Source organism: Rhizobium sp. C4, assembly GCF_021026315.1.
In the GTDB taxonomy this organism is placed as follows: domain Bacteria; phylum Pseudomonadota; class Alphaproteobacteria; order Rhizobiales; family Rhizobiaceae; genus Ensifer_A.
Genome location: NZ_JAJNCX010000016.1, coordinates 1 through 16,344, shown reverse-complemented (window position 1 = coordinate 16,344; position 16,344 = coordinate 1). Strand labels below are relative to the sequence as shown.

Sequence of the window (16,344 nt, the reverse complement as noted above, 5' to 3'; positions counted from 1 at the left end):
TTGATCAACCATAGGGGGGTGAAATGAATACGGCGGCCTATCGGGTGTCGGAAGACATGATCGAAGACGAGCCTGCGCGCAAGGCGCCGCCGGCGCCGGAGGTGCTGCGCGAGGTGATCGTCCGGCTGTCGCAGGATGCGTCGCGGCTTGGCATCGATCTCGTGGATATCGCGGGTGCCATCCAGACGGTGGCGGCCTCCTCGTCGAAACACACGCAGGTCTTCCGCCAGCTGACCGGCACCGCGCATGAGATCGCCGACGCAAACCGCAGCATCGCCGAGGCGCTGCGCGGTACCGACCAGATGGCCGGGCGCGCCCGCGATGCCCTGCAGCGCTCTGCCGAGGACCTGAAGCGCTCCTCCACCGGCATCGACGCCATGGTGGATGTCAGCGCCGAGATCACCGGCGAAATTTCGCAGTTTGCCGTCTCGCTCAACGATGTCGACAAGTTTGCCGGCGAGATCGGCTCGATTGCCCGCCAGACCAACCTTCTGGCGCTCAACGCCGCCATCGAGGCCGCGCGTGCCGGCGAGGCCGGCAAGGGCTTTGCCGTGGTCGCCGCCGAAATCCGCTCGCTGTCGCTGCAGACCTCGACGGTGACGGCGACCATCCAGAAGACCCTGTCCGACATCCGCAACCGCATCCTGCGGCTCGGCGAGGCCGGCGAGGGCGCTGCCCGCTCGGCCGGCGACATCAAGGAAATCACCAGCGCCATGGATGCCTCCTTCCGCCTGATGGAAGAGGTCTTCACCCGCATCCTCGACAATTCGCAGCAGCTTTCCAGCACGACCGCCGGCGTCGAGACGCGCTGCACGGGCTTCGTCAGCCAGCTCGAGTCCGCGCTCGACGAGATGCTCTCCTCCAACAAGCACCTGCAGGGGGCGGCCGAGCGCGTCGACAGTCTCGTCGACATGTCCGAGCGCATCATCCAGGTCGCAGCCACCGCCGGCATCGAAACGCCCGATCATCGCCTGATCGTCAAGGTGCAGGACGTGGCTGCCGCCATTTCCGCCGCCTTCGAAGAGGGCATCGCTTCCGGCCGCGTTTCCATGTCCGACCTCTTCGACCGCAGCTACCGGGAAATCCCCGGCACGAACCCGAAACAGTTCTCCACCCGCTATCTCGATTTCGCCGACCGGGTTCTCACTCCGATCCAGGAAAGCGTGATCGAGGCCGACCCGTCGCTCGCCTTCTGCGCCTGCGTCGACGAAAACGGCTATCTGCCGACGCATAACCGGAAGTTCTCTCAGGCGCAGCGTCCGGGCGACGTGGAATGGAACACCGCCAACAGCCGCAACCGCCGCATCTTCAACGACCGCACGGGCCTGGGCGCCGGCCGCAACACGCAGCCCTTCCTGGTCCAGACCTACCGCCGCGACATGGGCGCCGGCACCTTCATCATCATGAAGGACATCTCCGCCCCGATCGTGGTGAATGGACGACACTGGGGCGGTGTGCGGCTGGCGGCGAAGGTGTAGCCTTGAGATATTCCGCCGGATGAAGCCCTCCGGGGCGCGCCGCTTCCTGCTCGCCGCCGCAGGCCGCCCGGTCACTGCCTGATTTGCACCTCGCCTTCCGGCGTGGTCATCTCGAAATCCGAGATCAGGATTTCGATGCGGATATGCCAGCGGCCCGGCACCGGCAGCCGCACGCCCTCGACGACATAGTCGCCATCGTCATCCAGTTCCGCCTTGCGCCGGATCGGCTCGATGCCGGCGGCGGGGTTGGACATGATGACGGAAAGTTCCTTCACCGTCAGTTCGCCCGTCCCATGCGCCATCGGCGCGACGGTCACCATTACCGGGCCGGTCGTGGCCGGGAAGATGGTCACGTTCGCCATCGCCTTGTCCGACATGACCTCGACAGCGACGGCCTGACGCGCGGCGAGCTGCAGCGCGCGCGGCGGCGCGGTGAACCGCCAGTTGGCCACCGTCACGAGAATGGCCAGCACAAGCAGGACTTCCAGCACAATCGAGACCCGGAGCGCCTTTGCCTTTCTGGGCAGGGAGACCGCGGCATCCTCCGCCGTCAGCGGGTCTGAGGTCAGGCGCCCCTCCAGTCCGCTGAGCGCCGGCGCGGTCAGGAATGCGCGGTTGACCGCACCCGCTGCAAAGAGCCCCACCAGCATGACGAGCTTGGCGGCAAACACGATGCCGTAGTCGGTCGTCCAGAGCGCCTCGACCTTGCGCACCTGCACAACTGCCAGCACCACGCCGGAGGCAATCAGCAGCGCGATCACCGGCAGGATGGCCCGCGAAAACCGCGCCAGCATGGCGGCACTCTCCACGCCGCCGCGCCGCAAGGCCCGGCCGAGCGGCAGCAGCGCGCCGATCCAGATCGCCACTGAGACCGCATGGGCAAACACCGCCGGCCGCATCAGCCATTGCGGGTCCGCAGCGCTGGCATGGCCGCTGGCTGCAACCGACAGGCCGACAAGGAGAAGCGCCGGAAGCGCCAGCGCCCTGGCAAGCCCGCCGCGGGTCGACAGGGCAAGAAGTGCGGTGAACATCGCCAGTGCCGCGAGCCCCAGCGTCACCGCATAGGTTGCCTTCAACCCCTCCCGCCAGGGCGCGGAGCTCAGCAGGGCGGCGGGGGAAACGGCGAGCATGTCGAGCCCCTGCAGCCCGATGCCGAGAACGGATGCGACAAGCCCGAGCCCGAGAAACACCCGGACCGCGGCCACCCCTTCGCGCTGCCCGGCGCCAATCCAGTTCACCGCGAAGGCGCCGCCAACGCCGAGGAAAAGCCCGAGATAGAGCGCCACGCGCTGCGCCAGGATCATCAGCCGGCTTGCCTGCGGCGTGGCATCGTCCATGACGCGCGAAGCACCCGCACTCGGCGCGCCGATCGAAAACACGATTGTTCCGCCGACCGGATGCCCGTCTTCGGAAATGACGCGATAGCTCAGCGCATAGCTGCCGTTGGCAAGGCCGGCCGGCGGCGTCAGAACCACCGTCTCGCCCGCCACCTTCACGGTCTCGATCAGCATGACCGACCCGTCCGGCCGCGCCAGCTTGATGGCAATCGGCGACACGGGCTCATTGAATGTCAGGGTAAAGGCTTCGGGTGCTGCGGCCACGACCGCGCCGTCGCGGGGATTGGAGGAAATGAGCTGGGAATGGGCGAGCGCCAGCGTCGGCAGAAAGAGCAGGGCAAGAAACGCCGCCGCCACGGCCAACCCGCGCCGGCTGAGCACGCCAATATGTGTGAGGCAGAGATCGAAAAGCTGCGCCCCCTTGTGTGACGCGGAGACAGAGCGACCGGGTTGCCACATCCGTCTCCCCCGTTGTGGGGGAGACGGTGGCTGCCGGCGGCGGCTTTCGGGGCCACCACCGGAGCAGGCCACCCCTTCATCGCCACGCACAGCCCAACATGCCTCCCCGGCGGGGGGGAAGGGGAGGCTGCTGCCGACGAGAAATCGCCGCCTGGGCGGACGCGAAGGATGAAGGGGCCGTGCCATACTTACTTCTTCTCGATGAGCTTGAGCCCCGGAGCCGGTGCTTCCGGTTCAGCCTTGCCTTCGACGGGGATTTCGATCCAGCGTGTCGACGAACCATCGACGCAGGACTGGACGACGGGGAAATAGAGCGTCGTGCCGGCTTTCAGGCTGGCGTCGAGATAGGTCGATACCACGAATTCCTCGTATTCGTCATCCGGCAGGTTTCCGCCCTTCCACTCGATTTCCTTCACGCCTTCGGAGACTTCATGGCCGTAGGGCTTGTAGGTATTGGCATATTTGCCCTTCACCTTGTTGAGCGTCCAGCCGGCCTTCGGCATCGGCTTGGCATTGACGACGCCTTCCGGGATCTGCACGCGGATGGAGGTGGTTGCCTGGCCCTTGCAGCCATGCGGCACGCGCAGGACGGCCTTGTAGCCGCTGCCGACGGCGGCTTCTCGGCTTTCCAGCGTGACATGCGCAAAGGCCGGTCCGGCGATCACGGAGGCGAGCGCCAGCGCAAGCGATGTCTTCAGAATATGGGACATGGGTGTTCCTTGTTCGGTTCGAATGACGGCAGGCCCGCGCGCGATCTCACGCGTCGCTCTCGGCATCTGGCCGTCACTGTAGGTTGGGAAATCTTGTGCTGCTTGATGTACCGCAAGTCCGGAGCGAAAGGCGCAATTGCCCCGCCGGCCCTGCAGGCCCGCTCTCAGGCGGCGGGCGGCGCCCGCGGAAGCGCCCGCGATGTCTCGGCGACGTCGGGCTTGGGGATATCGCGGCAATGCGCACAGCGCTTGCGCGGGAATTCGATGGCGCTGCCCTGCAGAACCGGCGGCTCCGGCACCAGGATCGAGGCCGCCAGCCGGCAGGCATCGCAGCCATAGCTGTGCATCGCGCCCTTGGCCGAACCCGACATGTCCTCGTCGCCCGTGACGGTGACGCAGAGCACCGGCAGCGTGCCGTCCGGCAGCGTATAGGCGGCATATTGCACGGAGGCGGGAAGGGCGGCGGCTTCAACGGGCTTGTGCGCGAAGCCGATCATCGTCAGAGCGACGATGAGCATCACGCGCATGAAGATGTTCAGCCGTTGCGGCATGAAAACTGTCCCGAAGTGTCCCTTTGTTGAACCGCTATCCCGGCGCGCGGCCGGCGTCAATTGTGGCGAATACGGACCAGTTGTCGCACTTGCGTTACCCACCGTTCTCCGCCATCAGTGCGAAAACCCGATGGAACCCCGCCCATGCGCCTGAAAACCGAAATCTTCGCCTCGGCCCTGGTCCGCCGCATCTTTTCGGAAGGCGGCTTTGCGGCAGTGGAGCGCAAGGGCGAGGAACAGGCCGGCGCGCTCTTCGTCACGCAGCGCTTTCGCGATGGAACGGTGTCGCTCTATGCACCGGCCCCGCAATCGGCCTTTGGCGAGGGCGAGGCGCGCGGGCGCAAGTTCGAGACGCGGCTGGTTCTGGCCGAGGAGGATGCGGTGCGCGAGGCGCTGGCGCGCGAAATCCGCTTCGATCCGGATCTCTGGGTGGTCGAGATCGAGACCGACAAGCCGATCGCCGATTATCTGGACATGGCAGAAGAGGGGTAGGCGATCTAGCTCCGCGCCGACCGCTTTTCGACGGCAGCGTCGTTGTTATTGCCCGCAGCAGCGACCGCCTGCGCGGCGACATCCGCCTCCACATCTTCGTAAAGCCCGGTGCGCGTGTAGATATCGGCGCGGCGCCAGGCGATGACGCGGGCGACGCATTCGGCCGGATCGAGGCTGCGGACCAGCTGGAAGGCGCGGTTGCGGCCATCGACGATCTGCGCCAGATGCGGATAGATGCCGGTGAGGATCTGGCGGGTATCGGCGGGGCGGAGACCGAGCGCAATCAGCGTCGAGGCAAGCTGCTGGCCGGAGACGTCGAGCAGGATGCGCTCCGAAAGTGCTGCGGAAGCGTCGAGAACGTCGGTCATCACCCGTGCGAAGAGCGGCATCTGGCGGGCGCGGGCGAAGCGGACGAGCAGCGCCTGGCTCATCTCGTCGGCGGCGCGCAGCATGACGGCCGGGCGGACGTCTTCCGGGGCCTTGGCGGCGACCAGCTGGCGCAATTCGTTGCGCAACGCTTCTTCGCGGGCAAGCCGGGCAAGCTCCGGAACGGCCTGGGCATGGCTCGGCTCGGCGTGCGCTGACTGGATTTCTTCCTGCGCCGACGCTGTCGCAATCGCGGGCGCGGCTTCCGCCTCGGTCAGGTGGACGGTTTCGGTGGCAGGCTTGGCGTTGCGGCGATAGCTGCTGCCGTCATGGAGCGCTGCAAGCGCGTCGACAACGATGGGCGAGAGATTGGAACGCGTGGCGATCGCGCGGGCATGCGGCTCGCCCTGGCTGCGGGCAATGTCGATCAGCGTTGCGTCGGAAATGGCGGGCGATTGCGACAGGAAGATCGCGGCAGTGCCGATCGGCTCGGAGCCGACGAAGAAGCAGACGGCCTGGGGCAGCGTCTCGAGCCTGGAAAGGGCGGCCACGGCCTGGCGGCGGGCTTCCGGCGTGGAATGTTCGTAAAGCGGGCGGAACAGTTCGGCAAACTGCTTCAGCTCCATCCGTGTGGGAGTGCTCAACGCCTCGAAACTGGTGACGGTTGCCATCAAGACCACATCTCGCTTGCGGATAGAGTGCGGCTTCTCCAACTCTCTGAACCTGTCCAACACGGGCACACCTGACGCTACGCAATACAACAGCGGACCGGCCGGCTGAAATGCGCCGCAGTGCTGCCTGTCCCCTATTCACTCAAATTAAGGGAAAACCGTTTACAACCCATTAACTATCGCTGTGGCTTGATGATCACACGGGATGCGGGGGGAACCGCAGTCGTCGTGGAGCGTTCAAGCTCCGCGGAAAGCATCGTTTGGCAGGTGGCCCTTCAAACGGCCGCATACAGGTGATGAGAAAGCGCAGATGTCCCGGGCCGGCGGCCAGGGGTTCTGGAGCGAGTTGCGTCCATCCGGACGCACAAGGGACGCTTCGGGATTTTCAATCTACGCATCGTGCTTTCCGAAGATCGATTTCGATTTTCGGGCCGATGCGTGAAACGTCGCCATCCGGAAATTGCGCTGGTCCGCGAACGACAGGCGGACAGGGTGAAATTTGTTCTTCGTTCATCCGTCTCAAGGTTTCAGGAGACGAGAATGGCACAGGTAATCAGTATCAGTGAGCGCATGCCGCGCACACCGCGTCGCATTGAGCCGGGCGCAAAGGACGCGCAGATCCTGCTCTTCACCGGCATCCGCTACGAGCGTTTCGGCCAGATCCCCGAGCGGGTCGAGCTGGACGAACGCGGCGAGCCGGTGAGGCATTGAAGGCGAGAGCCTCTTTCAGGCGAGGATGTGCGTTGGTCTTGGCGGCCACCCCCTCTCTTGCGATTTCTAACACTTAGCTAAAGCTAAGATGTTGAAATCGCTTTCTCCCCCACCAGTGGGGAGATGGGGAGAGCGACGCGCCCGCACACTCCAGTCTCCCCCTCGGTGGGGGAGAAAGCAAAATCACGGTCTTGGGCGCAGCCCAAGTCGTAGATTTTGCAAGAGAGGGGGTATTCCCCCACCACGTCACAACCCGTCGCAGTTGGCGCTGTCCAGAAACGCCTGCGTCGTTGCGGCCATGCTTGTCTCCGGCATGACGGCGCGCAGGACCACGTAGGCGTCGTTGGACGGCATGGTGACGAGGATGTGGTTTTCGGTGGCGTTGACGCCGCTGTTCTTCAGCGCGGTGATCTGCGCTTCCGTTCCCGCGATGATGTCGAGCGAGCCGCGCACGGCGGTGCGGTCGCTCATGCTGAAGATCTCGTTGGAGCGGCTGTCATAGATGGCCGCCGACCAGAAGGGGACGCTGCCTTCCGCCGTCAAGTTGACCGGCCCGTCATCGACGGAGAAGGCGCAGACGCTTTCCTTCAGGAACGGCCCGCTGACCGCCAGCCCCCCGTCAATTGGCTTGTCCGGCAGCGGCCGGAATTCGCCATCGGCACCGAGATCGAGCACGCGCGCATAGATGTCGGCGCCCGTGTAGACCGGGGTCGCCAGAATGACCGTGATGTGGAGCACCAGTGCGCCGAGCAGGCCGACGCCGACGGCATAGAAGAGGCTACGCATCGCCACAGCCCTCCCGGACGATCAACGGCATCGACTGGTCGATGAGGCCCGAACTGCCGGCGACCGGCGTGTCGAACAGCGTGAAGGCGAGGCGATAATGACCGATCGGAGGCACCGACAGCCAGTTGCCCGGCTGCGGGTTCTGCGACACCGAGACGGTCAGCGTGCCGTCATTGCCGTAAAGCACGGACTGCGCATTGAGCGCGGAGGGGAGGCCTGGCCGGCTGGTGAGCGGGTTGTTCGCCGGATCGGTGACGGTCAGCGTCCAGAAACGCGCCTGCGGCACCTTGCCGGAGAGCCGATAGGTGCAGCCGCCGGTCAGCGCCTCGCCGGCATCGTCATTGTCGGCATAGAAGACAAGGCCTTCGGCACTGCCGAGGAGAAGCCCCGAGGCCTTGGCGCGATGGTTGCGGGCGTAAGGGTCGGCCTCGGAAGTCTGCGCCTTCGGATAGGCCTGCCAGGAACCGAGCGTCAGCGCGCTGAAGCCGGACGAGCGGCTGATCGCGCTCTTGGTAATGAGGATACCGACGCCGAAGGCAATCATCAGAGCAACGGCGACGAGAAAGGGAACCCGGAACATGAACTGGCTTGCTTCTTTCTCGTTCTATCTTTTGGCGTCGTAGGGTTTCATTCTGGATTTGGCGAGGGTGGCGCCGCGGGCTCAGGGTCGGATTGTCGTCCAGTGTATCTCATCCGTCGTCCTACTTGCTGCCAACCTGCACCGGAACCGTGACACCGTCCGCGCTCGCGCCTGACAGCGGGGCGGCATCCGAAAGCGCCTTGCCGATCGTCTCGATGAGCTTGGTCGATGCCGGGCTTAGCATGCGCGGGCGCTCGATCGAAAGACGCGTCTCCTCGCTTCCCGGCTTCTTTTCGCCGGTCGTCTGGTTGGAGACGTTGCTGGCGATGATGGCGGGTGTCGGATTGTCGATGCCGGGGATGGGCCTGAGCGGTATCCCCTCATGCGCATAATCCATCAGCTTCTTGAAGGTCGCCGCCGGCAGCGAACCGCCGGTGATGCGGTTGGTCGGCGAGAAGTCGTCATTGCCCAGCCACACCGCGCAGGTGAAATTGCCGGTGAAGCCGACGAACCAGGCGTCGCGATAGGACTGTGTCGTGCCCGTCTTGCCGGCGGTCGGAATGGCATTGTCGAGCGCCGCGCGCCGCGCCGTGCCGTTGACCGGAATGGTCACGAGAATCCGGTTCATCGAGGTCGCGGCCTGTTCCGAAAGAACACGCTTGGCCGGCGGCTCGTCGCGGTTGAAATCGTAGATGATCTTGCCGGTGTCGTCGGTGATCTGGGTGACACCATGGCGGCGCGTCTGCATGCCGCCGGACATGAAGACGCCATAGGCGGTCGCCTGGTCCATGATGGTCACTTCCGACGTGCCGATGGGGATCGTCACGTCGTTCTTGATCGGCGTCTCGACGCCCATGTCATGCGCCATCTTGATGATCGGCGGGATACCGAAATGTTCTTTCGCAAGGCGCACCGGAATGGTGTTGATCGATTTTGCCAGCCCCGTCATCAGCGACACGCGGCCCTCATAGGAGCGCTCATAGTTCTGCGGCGTCCAGTTGCCCCAGGAGATCGGCGCATCGGTGATCATCGATTCCGGCGTGAAACCGTTCTCCATGGCCAGCGCGTAGGTGTAGACCTTGAAGGACGAGCCCGGCTGGCGCAGCGCCCGTGTCGCGCGGTTGAACTGGCTTTCGCCATAGTCGCGCCCGCCGACCATGGCGCGCACCGCACCACCATTTTCAATGAGCACCAGCGCGCCCTGGCCGATATGGGCGCTCTCGCCATATTGCCTGAGCGTCGACTGCATGGATTCGTCGGCCGCCTGCTGCAGCTGCGGATCGAAGGTCGTCTTGACGAAAAGCGTGTGCGAGGATTTCGGACCGGCCAGCCGCTTGGCTTCGTCAAAGGCCCAGTCGAGGAAATAGTCGGGCGATTGTGAGCCGGCGCGGTCGACGACGCTCGCCGGATTGCGCCGCGCCGCCACGACCTGACCTTCGGTCATGAAGCCGGATTGCACGAGATTGGTCAAAACGTCATTGGCACGCGCACGCGCCGCCGGCAGGTTGACGGTCGGCGAATACTTGGTCGGCGCCTTGAAGAGGCCGGCCATCATCGCAGCTTCGGCGAGGCTGACATCGGTAATGTCCTTGCCGAAATAATATTGCGCCGCAGCCTCCGCGCCGAACGTCCCGGCGCCCATATAGGTGCGATCGAGATAAAGCCGGAGAATTTCCTTCTTCGACAGATGCGATTCGAGCCAGAGCGCCAGGAAGGCTTCCTTGATCTTGCGCTCGATGGACCGCTCGCTCGACAGGAACAGATTTTTTGCCAGCTGCTGGGTCAGCGTCGAGCCGCCCTGAACCACGCCGCCGGCGCGCGCATTGGTCGAAATCGCACGGAAAAGGCCGATCAGGTCGATGCCGAAATGGTCGAAGAAGCGGCGGTCTTCCGTCGAAAGCAGCGCCTTGACGAAATAATCCGGCAGGTCGTCGACGGGGACGGATTTCTCGTGGATGATGCCGCGATGGCCGATCTGGTTGCCGTAGCGGTCGAGGAAGGTCACGGCATAGTCGCCGCGCTTGCGCCAGTCGTCCTTGGTTTCCTGAAAGGCCGGCTGGGCCAGCGCCAGAAGCAGCACGAAGCCGGCAGTGCCGAGCGTCATCGCCTCGCCGGCGACCTCGAACAGCGCCTTCCACAGGCCCCGCGCGCGGAAACGCTGGAAGAAGATGGTGATCGACTGCCAGGTGGACGCCAGCCGGTCGCCCAGCGTCCACAGCGCCGAATCGAGCGCCGCGTCGAGCTGGAGAAAGAAAAACCGCTTGCGGATGCGCGGCTTTTCGTTCTTTGAAGGGTCTTCCGGATCAGTCATGGCGCTGGCGCTTTGGCTCTGCAGGGATCTGTGTCCGAAAACGGGACACCTCTCGTATAGAGCCAGATTTGGTTGATTTGAACGAAAATCACAAGAAAAGAATGCAGGCGATATGATGACCGCGACCCCGTTCTGGAAACAGAAGACGCTTCTCGAAATGTCGGACACCGAATGGGAGAGCCTGTGCGACGGCTGTGGGCTCTGTTGTCTCAACAAGCTGGAGGACTGGGATACGGGCGAGATCGCCTGGACCTCGATCCACTGCACGCTGCTCGACGGCGACACATGTCGTTGCAAGGATTACGAAAATCGCCAGAAGACCGTGCCCGACTGCATTCGCCTGACGCCGCAGTCGGTCAACGAGATCTCCTGGCTGCCGCCCACCTGCGCCTATCGCCTCGTGCGCGACGGGGAAGAGCTGAAATGGTGGCACCCGCTCGTCTCCGGCAACCCGGAAACCGTGCACGAGGCCGGCATTTCCGTGCGCGGCCAGACGATCAGCGAAGACGGCATCGATATCGACGATTACGAGGACTACCTCGTCGACTGGCCGATCAACCGGCCGGAATGAGGGCGGCGCATGCTGGATGGCCTGCTTCCCCAATCGGCTGCCGCTTTTGCGTTGGCGAGCCTGCTGATTGAACTGACGCCCGGACCGAACATGACCTGGCTTGTTCTGGTGGCGGCAGAGGAGGGGCGCCGCAAGGCCTTCCCGGCGGTCGGCGGCGTGGCGCTGGGGCTTGCCATCGTCGGCGCCATTTCGGCCGTCGGCGTTGCGGAAATCGTCCGCTCGTCGACCATGGCCTACGAGGCGCTACGCTGGGCCGGTATCGCCTTTCTGCTCTGGCTTGCCTTCGACGCCTGGCGCGGAACGGGTGGCGAGGAGGCGGGCGAGGGTCGCAACTATTTCCTGCGCGGCCTCATGTCCAACCTGCTGAATCCCAAGGCTTTCATCTTCTACGTCTCGGTCCTGCCGACCTTCGTCAATCCCGCCGGCAGCCTCTTCCAGGAAACGCTCTCGCTGACCGCAATCTATGTGGCGATCGCCACCGCCGTGCATGCGGGCCTCGTGATTGCCGCCGGCGCGCTGCGGCCGGTGCTGACCCGGCCGAAGATCGAGCGCATCGTTCGCCGCGCGCTGGCCGCCGTGCTCGCGCTGGTCGCCATCTGGTTCGCATTCTCGACCGCGCGCTAATGCATTTTCCATCGGGGATTTGATGCAAAGCAAGGCGTGAGCCCTCTTGCTGATATACATATAAGTTATTATATGTATTGCCTCACAGGAGACACACCATGACCAAGAACTATCCCGAGCTCATCAAGGACATTTCCGCCAATTCCCGCAAGATCCGCAAGGCGATCCCCGACACGATGGCCGGCTTTTCGCAGCTGGCGCGCGAGGCCAGCAAGGACGGCGCGCTGTCGGCGAAAACCAAGGAAATGATCGCGGTGGCGATTGCCATCGCCACCCGCTGCGACGGCTGCATCGGCTATCATGTCGAGGCGCTGGTGAAGCTCGGCTGCACGTTTGAAGAATTCAACGAAGTGCTCGGCATGACCATCTATCTCGGCGGTGGCCCGTCGCTCATGTATGCGGCCGACGCGGTTGCGGCGTTCGAGCAGTTCTCGGCGGCGGAAGGCCGGACGGTGGCCTGAGCGGGCGTGGCGAAAAATTCCCTTTTCGATGAAACGGGTTAGCCTGAATCGACGAAGATAGGAAAATAAGCCTTGACGGCGATACGGTCGTTTGGTACAAATTAGGCACAGTCACAGATTTGTGGCTGCGCTACAGGGGAACCCCGTTTCCCCGTCCCGGGCCTAGAATCGTTGGCTTCCTGATGGAAGCTGCAGCGTGGGTCATTCGGGTTTAACGCGCAAGAGATGACGGGCGGTCGCAGATCGAATAAGGAATTTATTCCTTGATCGCGCCGCCCGTCGGCGTTTTCGGTTTGCGGAGCGGTTTTCTCCCTCTTCTCCCCCTGGGGAAAAGGTGGCCCGAAGGGCCGGATGAGGGGGTCATGCCCTCCACACGCGAGCCCCCTCATCGCCTCACTGCGTTGCCCCGTCTCACCACGGGGAGACGCGGGCGCGCGGCAATTCGCCTTCGCGCTTTGCGAGGGGCGGTCGCGCTGCACGGCTCCTGGCTCTTTCTTTCGGCTCGTTTCGGCTGGAGACCATCATGACATTCGAAGACCTTGACCCCGGCCTTTACGGCGCCTGGGGCGATGACGGCTATTGCGGTGGCAGCGCGCCGCCTGCGCTCAGCCCTGCACCCGATCCCGCACGGGAGAGGCGGGCGCGGCATCTGGCGCGAGAGCTGGCTCATGAACTGGCATTGGAGATCAAGTCGGCAGACGCGCTGGCCGCGGGGGCCGATCTGCGGTCGCTGCTCAACGAGGCGACGGGCGAGCTGAAGGAACAGCTTCTGCTCTTCCAGCGCCTGCGCCGCGAGGCGGCCCGTCTTCTCGACGATCCCGATGGCGACCAGAAGCTTGCCCGCGCCGACCTGAAGGCGGCGACAGACGCCATTTCGCTGATCGTGCGCACGCTCGACAAGACGGATGAATTGCAGAGGAAGATCGACGATGCAGGCGAGGCGGAGCGGGCGCGGCATGTCGATGATGCAACGCTCTCGGACCTCTGCGAAAGCCTCAACCGCCATATCGCGGATCGCGCCGACGCCCTGGCCCGCGATCGTCTCGCAGGCGGACCTGTTCCGGAAGAGCCTCCTCCCGACGACGCGCCGGGATGAAATCATCGTCTGTCTGAGACAGCTTTTCCGGCTTGAACAGGCCTTCGCCGACGAGATCGACAGGATCGTGATGACGCGGAAGACGTTTGTGGGTGGTTGGGATCTCGCGGCTGTCATGGACGCTGGCAAGAAGACCCCACCCCACCCTCCCCACAAGGGGGAGGGAGACCGTGGCGCGCCGTCTGAGGCTCGCGATTTGGTCGAGGTGGGTGCCGCATCCGTCTGCGATGTGATGGGGCAGGTGGTTGCCACGGGTCGTCTCCCCCCTTGTGGGGGAGATGGCCGGCAGGCCAGAGGGGGACTTGCCTCGGACGTAGAGGCCGCCGATACCCCCCTCTGCCCTGCCAGGCATCTCCCCCGCAAGGGGGGAGATTGGCAAGACGCACCCGCCGAGCCTGATCTGGCACCCGTTCAACCCGACGGTCGGGACGAGCTGGTTGGTACGTCTGGTTCAATCGTCACCGCCGGTTCGGCTGAGCCGGTTCACCTTGCCGAGCCGCGGACTGAGGACGTTTCGGCTGAGCCGGGCGGCCGCCACGAGTCAATCTCCCCCCATGCGGGGGAGATGGCCGGCAGGCCAGAGGGGGGTGCCCCAACCGCTCCACCCATCACCCCCCGCTGGCGCATCGGCCCGCATCTCCTCACCGATGCCGAACTGCTCGCCGCCGCCCGCGACTGGCGCATCCTGTCCCGCCCCGAACAGCTGCCGCCGCGGGGTCTCTGGCGCACGTGGCTGCTGATTGGCGGTCGCGGTTCCGGCAAGACGCGGGCGGGTGCGGAATGGGTGCATGGGCTGGCGCGCAAGGCGGCGGGCCTGCGCATCGCGCTGGTGGCGGAGACCTTTGCCGACGCCCGCGAAGTGATGATCGACGGGCAATCGGGTATCATGCGCATTGCCGGCCGCGAGCGCCCGGTCTTCGAAATCTCGCGCCGAAGGCTCGTCTGGCCGAATGGCTCGACCGCCTATCTCTTCTCGTCCGAAGACCCGGAAAGCCTGCGCGGCCCGCAATTTCACGCTGCCTGGTGCGATGAGCTGGCGAAGTGGAAACATGCCGGCGAAACCTTCGACATGCTGCAATTCGGCCTCAGGCTCGGCGACGATCCGCGCCAGCTCGTGACCACGACGCCGCGCCCGCTGCCGCTCCTGAAACGCCTGATGGCGGACCCCGGCACGGCGCTGACGCGGATTGCCACCAGCGCCAATGCCGGCAATCTCGCGCCGGGCTTCATGGCAGCGCTTGAGGCGCGCTATGGCGGCACGCGGCTTGGCCGGCAGGAGTTGGATGGCGAGCTGATCGAGGATCGCGAGGACGCCTTCTGGCGGCGCGATGCGATCCCGGTGGCAACGCTGGCCGAGATCGGCCCGCTCACCCGCATCGTCGTCGGCGTCGATCCGCCCGTCGGCCATGGCACGACAAGCTGCTGCGGCATCGTGGTGGCCGGTATCGATGGCAAGGGCAGGGCGGTGGTTCTGGCCGATTGCTCGGTGGAAGCCGCAACGCCGGCCGGCTGGGCGCTGGCCGCGGCACGCGCCTATCGCCGCTTCGAGGCCGACCGCATCGTCGCAGAAATCAACCAGGGCGGCGACATGGTGGTCTCGACGCTCCGCGGCATCGACGAGAACCTGCCGATCACCACAGTCCGCGCCGCGCGCGGCAAGGTCGCCCGCGCCGAGCCGGTGGCAGCACTCTACGAACAGGGGCGCGTGACCCATGCCGGCCGCTTTGCCAGCCTCGAAGACCAGATGTGCGACTTCGGCCCCGACGGCCTCTCCTCCGGCCGCTCACCCGACCGGCTCGATGCGCTGGTCTGGGCGCTGACCGCGCTGATGCTGGAGGGGCAGGGGGAACCGAGGGTGCGGGGGGTGTGAGGTCCCCGCCGTATAATTGCTGGCCTACCCCCCTCTCTTGCGATTTCTAACACTTAGCTGGCGCTAAGATGTTGAAATCGCTTTCTCCCCTACCCAGGGGGAGATTGGAGTGCGGGGGGGCTACATCCTCCCCATCTCCCCCCTGGTGGGGGAGAAAGCAAAATCACGGTCTTAGGCGGAGCCTAAGTCGTAGATTTTGCAAGAGAGGGGGCATGCCCTCCGTACACTATCGTTCGGCTTCACTTCTCAGGGCCGGCGACCTCTTTTGCAGAGGCAAGCCAACCATCCAGACCCAACGCAGAGTTCTCCATGACCGATCACACCGGCTTCTTCACCCATGTCCGCAGCACACTCGGACGTGGCGCGCTCTCTGCCGCCCAGACGCAGGGCCTCGCGCGCCTTCTCGACGCGTTTGCCACCCGGCGCGATCTCTTCGATCCGCGCCATCAGGCCTATATTCTGGCAACCGCCTGGCATGAAACGGGCGGGCGCATGCAGCCGGTGACGGAGAACCTGAACTATTCGGCGCGCGGGTTGCTGGCGACCTTTCCGAACCGGTTTTCCGCCGAGGACGCCAAGGCCCTTGCCCGCCAGCCGGAGCGGATCGCCAATCGCGTCTATGCCAGCCGCATGGGCAATGGCGACGAGGCCTCCGGCGACGGCTGGCGCTTTCGCGGGCGTGGCCTCGTGCAGATCACCGGCCGCCGCAACTATCGCTGTTTCGGCATCGAGGGCGCGCCGGACAAGGCGCTCGATCCCGCAATCTCCACCCGCATTCTCATCAACGGCATGGTCAGCGGCACCTTTTCCGGCGCCCGCCTCTCCGACTATTTCCGCCCCGGCCGCGAAGACTGGATCAAGGCCCGCGCCATCATCAACGGCCGCGACAAGGCGGATCTGGTGGCGGGCTATGGGCGGGTGTTTTGGGAGGGGTTGCGGACTTTGTCCCAGTCGGTTTGCGCCGGCGCGGAGTAACACCCCCTCTGGCCTGCCGGCCATCTCCCCCACAAGGGGGGAGACGACAAGAGGCAAAGTCTTCGCCCCTTCTTCACATTGTTCAGGATGTGGATCGTTAAAGACGAAAGAGTCTGAGGCTGCAGATGTGAATGGCAATTGTTTGCAGGAAGCCCGTGCCCCATCCGTCTCCCCCCTTGTGGGACCATTGCATAACTCGCACTTGTTGGGATTTTGAGGATTGAAGACGCAGCTTTTCGAGCCCGGTTGTTGATTTTCCGGGCTTTTGGGTTGTTCTTTGTCGGCTTTGGGTGGT

Annotated in this window: 16 protein-coding genes; 9 read left to right on the top strand and 7 right to left on the bottom strand. The window is 64.7% G+C overall.

What is annotated here, in order from left to right:
- Window positions 1–23: 23 nt before the first annotated feature.
- Window positions 24–1,478, top strand: a complete 1,455-nt coding sequence (locus LQK84_RS21565; RefSeq protein WP_230830848.1) for a methyl-accepting chemotaxis protein — start codon at window positions 24–26, stop codon at window positions 1,476–1,478.
- Between the two features lie 71 nt (window positions 1,479–1,549).
- Here LQK84_RS21565 and LQK84_RS21560 read toward each other — a convergent pair whose 3' ends face one another.
- From LQK84_RS21560 to LQK84_RS21550, 3 genes are all read right to left on the bottom strand, one after another.
- On the bottom strand, window positions 1,550–3,274 hold the full coding sequence (locus LQK84_RS21560; RefSeq protein ID WP_230830847.1) for a copper resistance CopC/CopD family protein: 1,725 nt from the start codon (window positions 3,272–3,274) through the stop codon (window positions 1,550–1,552).
- A gap of 188 nt (window positions 3,275–3,462) precedes the next feature.
- The gene (locus LQK84_RS21555; protein WP_230830846.1) at window positions 3,463–3,984 is read right to left on the bottom strand and encodes a YcnI family copper-binding membrane protein; all 522 of its coding nucleotides are present in this window, start codon (window positions 3,982–3,984) and stop codon (window positions 3,463–3,465) included.
- Between the two features lie 164 nt (window positions 3,985–4,148).
- Window positions 4,149–4,535: a hypothetical protein gene (locus LQK84_RS21550; RefSeq protein ID WP_230830845.1), complete on the bottom strand. Its 387-nt coding sequence runs from the start codon at window positions 4,533–4,535 to the stop codon at window positions 4,149–4,151.
- 144 nt (window positions 4,536–4,679) lie between these two features.
- Here LQK84_RS21550 and LQK84_RS21545 point away from each other — a divergent pair, with 144 nt between their 5' ends.
- A complete protein-coding gene (locus LQK84_RS21545) occupies window positions 4,680–5,027 on the top strand; it encodes a DUF1491 family protein (RefSeq protein WP_230830844.1) in 348 nt (115 codons plus the stop codon).
- Window positions 5,028–5,032: 5 nt separating this feature from the next.
- On the opposite strand, the gene LQK84_RS21540 is transcribed toward LQK84_RS21545, so the two are convergent.
- Window positions 5,033–6,064: a DUF2336 domain-containing protein gene (locus tag LQK84_RS21540; RefSeq protein WP_230830843.1), complete on the bottom strand. Its 1,032-nt coding sequence runs from the start codon at window positions 6,062–6,064 to the stop codon at window positions 5,033–5,035.
- 540 nt (window positions 6,065–6,604) lie between these two features.
- On the opposite strand from LQK84_RS21540, the gene LQK84_RS21535 reads away from it, so the two are divergent.
- The gene (locus LQK84_RS21535; RefSeq protein ID WP_230830842.1) at window positions 6,605–6,775 is read left to right on the top strand and encodes a hypothetical protein; all 171 of its coding nucleotides are present in this window, start codon (window positions 6,605–6,607) and stop codon (window positions 6,773–6,775) included.
- 246 nt (window positions 6,776–7,021) lie between these two features.
- Here LQK84_RS21535 and LQK84_RS21530 read toward each other — a convergent pair whose 3' ends face one another.
- The 3 genes from LQK84_RS21530 to LQK84_RS21520 all read right to left on the bottom strand — a co-directional run bounded on the left by LQK84_RS21530 (window position 7,022) and on the right by LQK84_RS21520 (window position 10,452).
- The gene (locus LQK84_RS21530) at window positions 7,022–7,561 is read right to left on the bottom strand and encodes a DUF1254 domain-containing protein (protein ID WP_230830841.1); all 540 of its coding nucleotides are present in this window, start codon (window positions 7,559–7,561) and stop codon (window positions 7,022–7,024) included.
- Entirely contained in the window at window positions 7,554–8,141 is a 588-nt protein-coding gene (locus LQK84_RS21525; protein ID WP_230830840.1) for a DUF1214 domain-containing protein, read from the bottom strand. Before LQK84_RS21525 ends, LQK84_RS21530 begins: the two co-directional genes overlap by 8 nt.
- 121 nt (window positions 8,142–8,262) lie before the next feature.
- Window positions 8,263–10,452: a transglycosylase domain-containing protein gene (locus tag LQK84_RS21520; protein ID WP_230830839.1), complete on the bottom strand. Its 2,190-nt coding sequence runs from the start codon at window positions 10,450–10,452 to the stop codon at window positions 8,263–8,265.
- A 115-nt stretch (window positions 10,453–10,567) separates the two neighbouring features.
- Here LQK84_RS21520 and LQK84_RS21515 point away from each other — a divergent pair, with 115 nt between their 5' ends.
- The 6 genes from LQK84_RS21515 (at window position 10,568) to LQK84_RS21490 (ending at window position 16,049) form a co-directional block, all read left to right on the top strand.
- Window positions 10,568–11,023 carry a YcgN family cysteine cluster protein gene (locus LQK84_RS21515; RefSeq protein WP_230830940.1) on the top strand — a complete coding sequence of 152 codons (456 nt, stop codon included), beginning with the start codon at window positions 10,568–10,570 and terminating at the stop codon, window positions 11,021–11,023.
- 9 nt (window positions 11,024–11,032) lie between these two features.
- A complete protein-coding gene (locus LQK84_RS21510; RefSeq protein WP_230830838.1) occupies window positions 11,033–11,647 on the top strand; it encodes a LysE family translocator in 615 nt (204 codons plus the stop codon).
- A gap of 98 nt (window positions 11,648–11,745) precedes the next feature.
- On the top strand, window positions 11,746–12,108 hold the full coding sequence (locus LQK84_RS21505; protein ID WP_230830837.1) for a carboxymuconolactone decarboxylase family protein: 363 nt from the start codon (window positions 11,746–11,748) through the stop codon (window positions 12,106–12,108).
- 523 nt (window positions 12,109–12,631) lie between these two features.
- Complete coding sequence (locus LQK84_RS21500; RefSeq protein ID WP_230830836.1) at window positions 12,632–13,204, top strand: hypothetical protein; 573 nt, start codon at window positions 12,632–12,634, stop codon at window positions 13,202–13,204.
- Window positions 13,205–13,769: 565 nt separating this feature from the next.
- The gene (locus LQK84_RS21495; protein ID WP_230830835.1) at window positions 13,770–15,074 is read left to right on the top strand and encodes a DNA-packaging protein; all 1,305 of its coding nucleotides are present in this window, start codon (window positions 13,770–13,772) and stop codon (window positions 15,072–15,074) included.
- A 309-nt stretch (window positions 15,075–15,383) separates the two neighbouring features.
- Entirely contained in the window at window positions 15,384–16,049 is a 666-nt protein-coding gene (locus LQK84_RS21490) for a hypothetical protein (RefSeq protein ID WP_230830834.1), read from the top strand.
- Window positions 16,050–16,344: the final 295 nt, after the last annotated feature.

What these genes read in the sequence shown, in the direction of transcription:
- LQK84_RS21555 (WP_230830846.1), bottom strand. Translation starts at nt 3,984, where the DNA reads ATGTCCCATATTCTGAAGACATCGCTTGCGCTGGCGCTCGCCTCCGTG.
- LQK84_RS21515 (WP_230830940.1), top strand. Translation starts at nt 10,568, where the DNA reads ATGACCGCGACCCCGTTCTGGAAACAGAAGACGCTTCTCGAAATGTCG.
- LQK84_RS21495 (WP_230830835.1), top strand. Translation starts at nt 13,770, where the DNA reads ATGGCCGGCAGGCCAGAGGGGGGTGCCCCAACCGCTCCACCCATCACC.
- LQK84_RS21520 (WP_230830839.1), bottom strand. Translation starts at nt 10,452, where the DNA reads ATGACTGATCCGGAAGACCCTTCAAAGAACGAAAAGCCGCGCATCCGC.
- LQK84_RS21500 (WP_230830836.1), top strand. Translation starts at nt 12,632, where the DNA reads ATGACATTCGAAGACCTTGACCCCGGCCTTTACGGCGCCTGGGGCGAT.
- LQK84_RS21550 (WP_230830845.1), bottom strand. Translation starts at nt 4,535, where the DNA reads ATGCCGCAACGGCTGAACATCTTCATGCGCGTGATGCTCATCGTCGCT.
- LQK84_RS21540 (WP_230830843.1), bottom strand. Translation starts at nt 6,064, where the DNA reads ATGGCAACCGTCACCAGTTTCGAGGCGTTGAGCACTCCCACACGGATG.
- LQK84_RS21505 (WP_230830837.1), top strand. Translation starts at nt 11,746, where the DNA reads ATGACCAAGAACTATCCCGAGCTCATCAAGGACATTTCCGCCAATTCC.
- LQK84_RS21545 (WP_230830844.1), top strand. Translation starts at nt 4,680, where the DNA reads ATGCGCCTGAAAACCGAAATCTTCGCCTCGGCCCTGGTCCGCCGCATC.
- LQK84_RS21510 (WP_230830838.1), top strand. Translation starts at nt 11,033, where the DNA reads ATGCTGGATGGCCTGCTTCCCCAATCGGCTGCCGCTTTTGCGTTGGCG.
- LQK84_RS21535 (WP_230830842.1), top strand. Translation starts at nt 6,605, where the DNA reads ATGGCACAGGTAATCAGTATCAGTGAGCGCATGCCGCGCACACCGCGT.
- LQK84_RS21560 (WP_230830847.1), bottom strand. Translation starts at nt 3,274, where the DNA reads ATGTGGCAACCCGGTCGCTCTGTCTCCGCGTCACACAAGGGGGCGCAG.
- LQK84_RS21530 (WP_230830841.1), bottom strand. Translation starts at nt 7,561, where the DNA reads ATGCGTAGCCTCTTCTATGCCGTCGGCGTCGGCCTGCTCGGCGCACTG.
- LQK84_RS21490 (WP_230830834.1), top strand. Translation starts at nt 15,384, where the DNA reads ATGACCGATCACACCGGCTTCTTCACCCATGTCCGCAGCACACTCGGA.
- LQK84_RS21525 (WP_230830840.1), bottom strand. Translation starts at nt 8,141, where the DNA reads ATGTTCCGGGTTCCCTTTCTCGTCGCCGTTGCTCTGATGATTGCCTTC.
- LQK84_RS21565 (WP_230830848.1), top strand. Translation starts at nt 24, where the DNA reads ATGAATACGGCGGCCTATCGGGTGTCGGAAGACATGATCGAAGACGAG.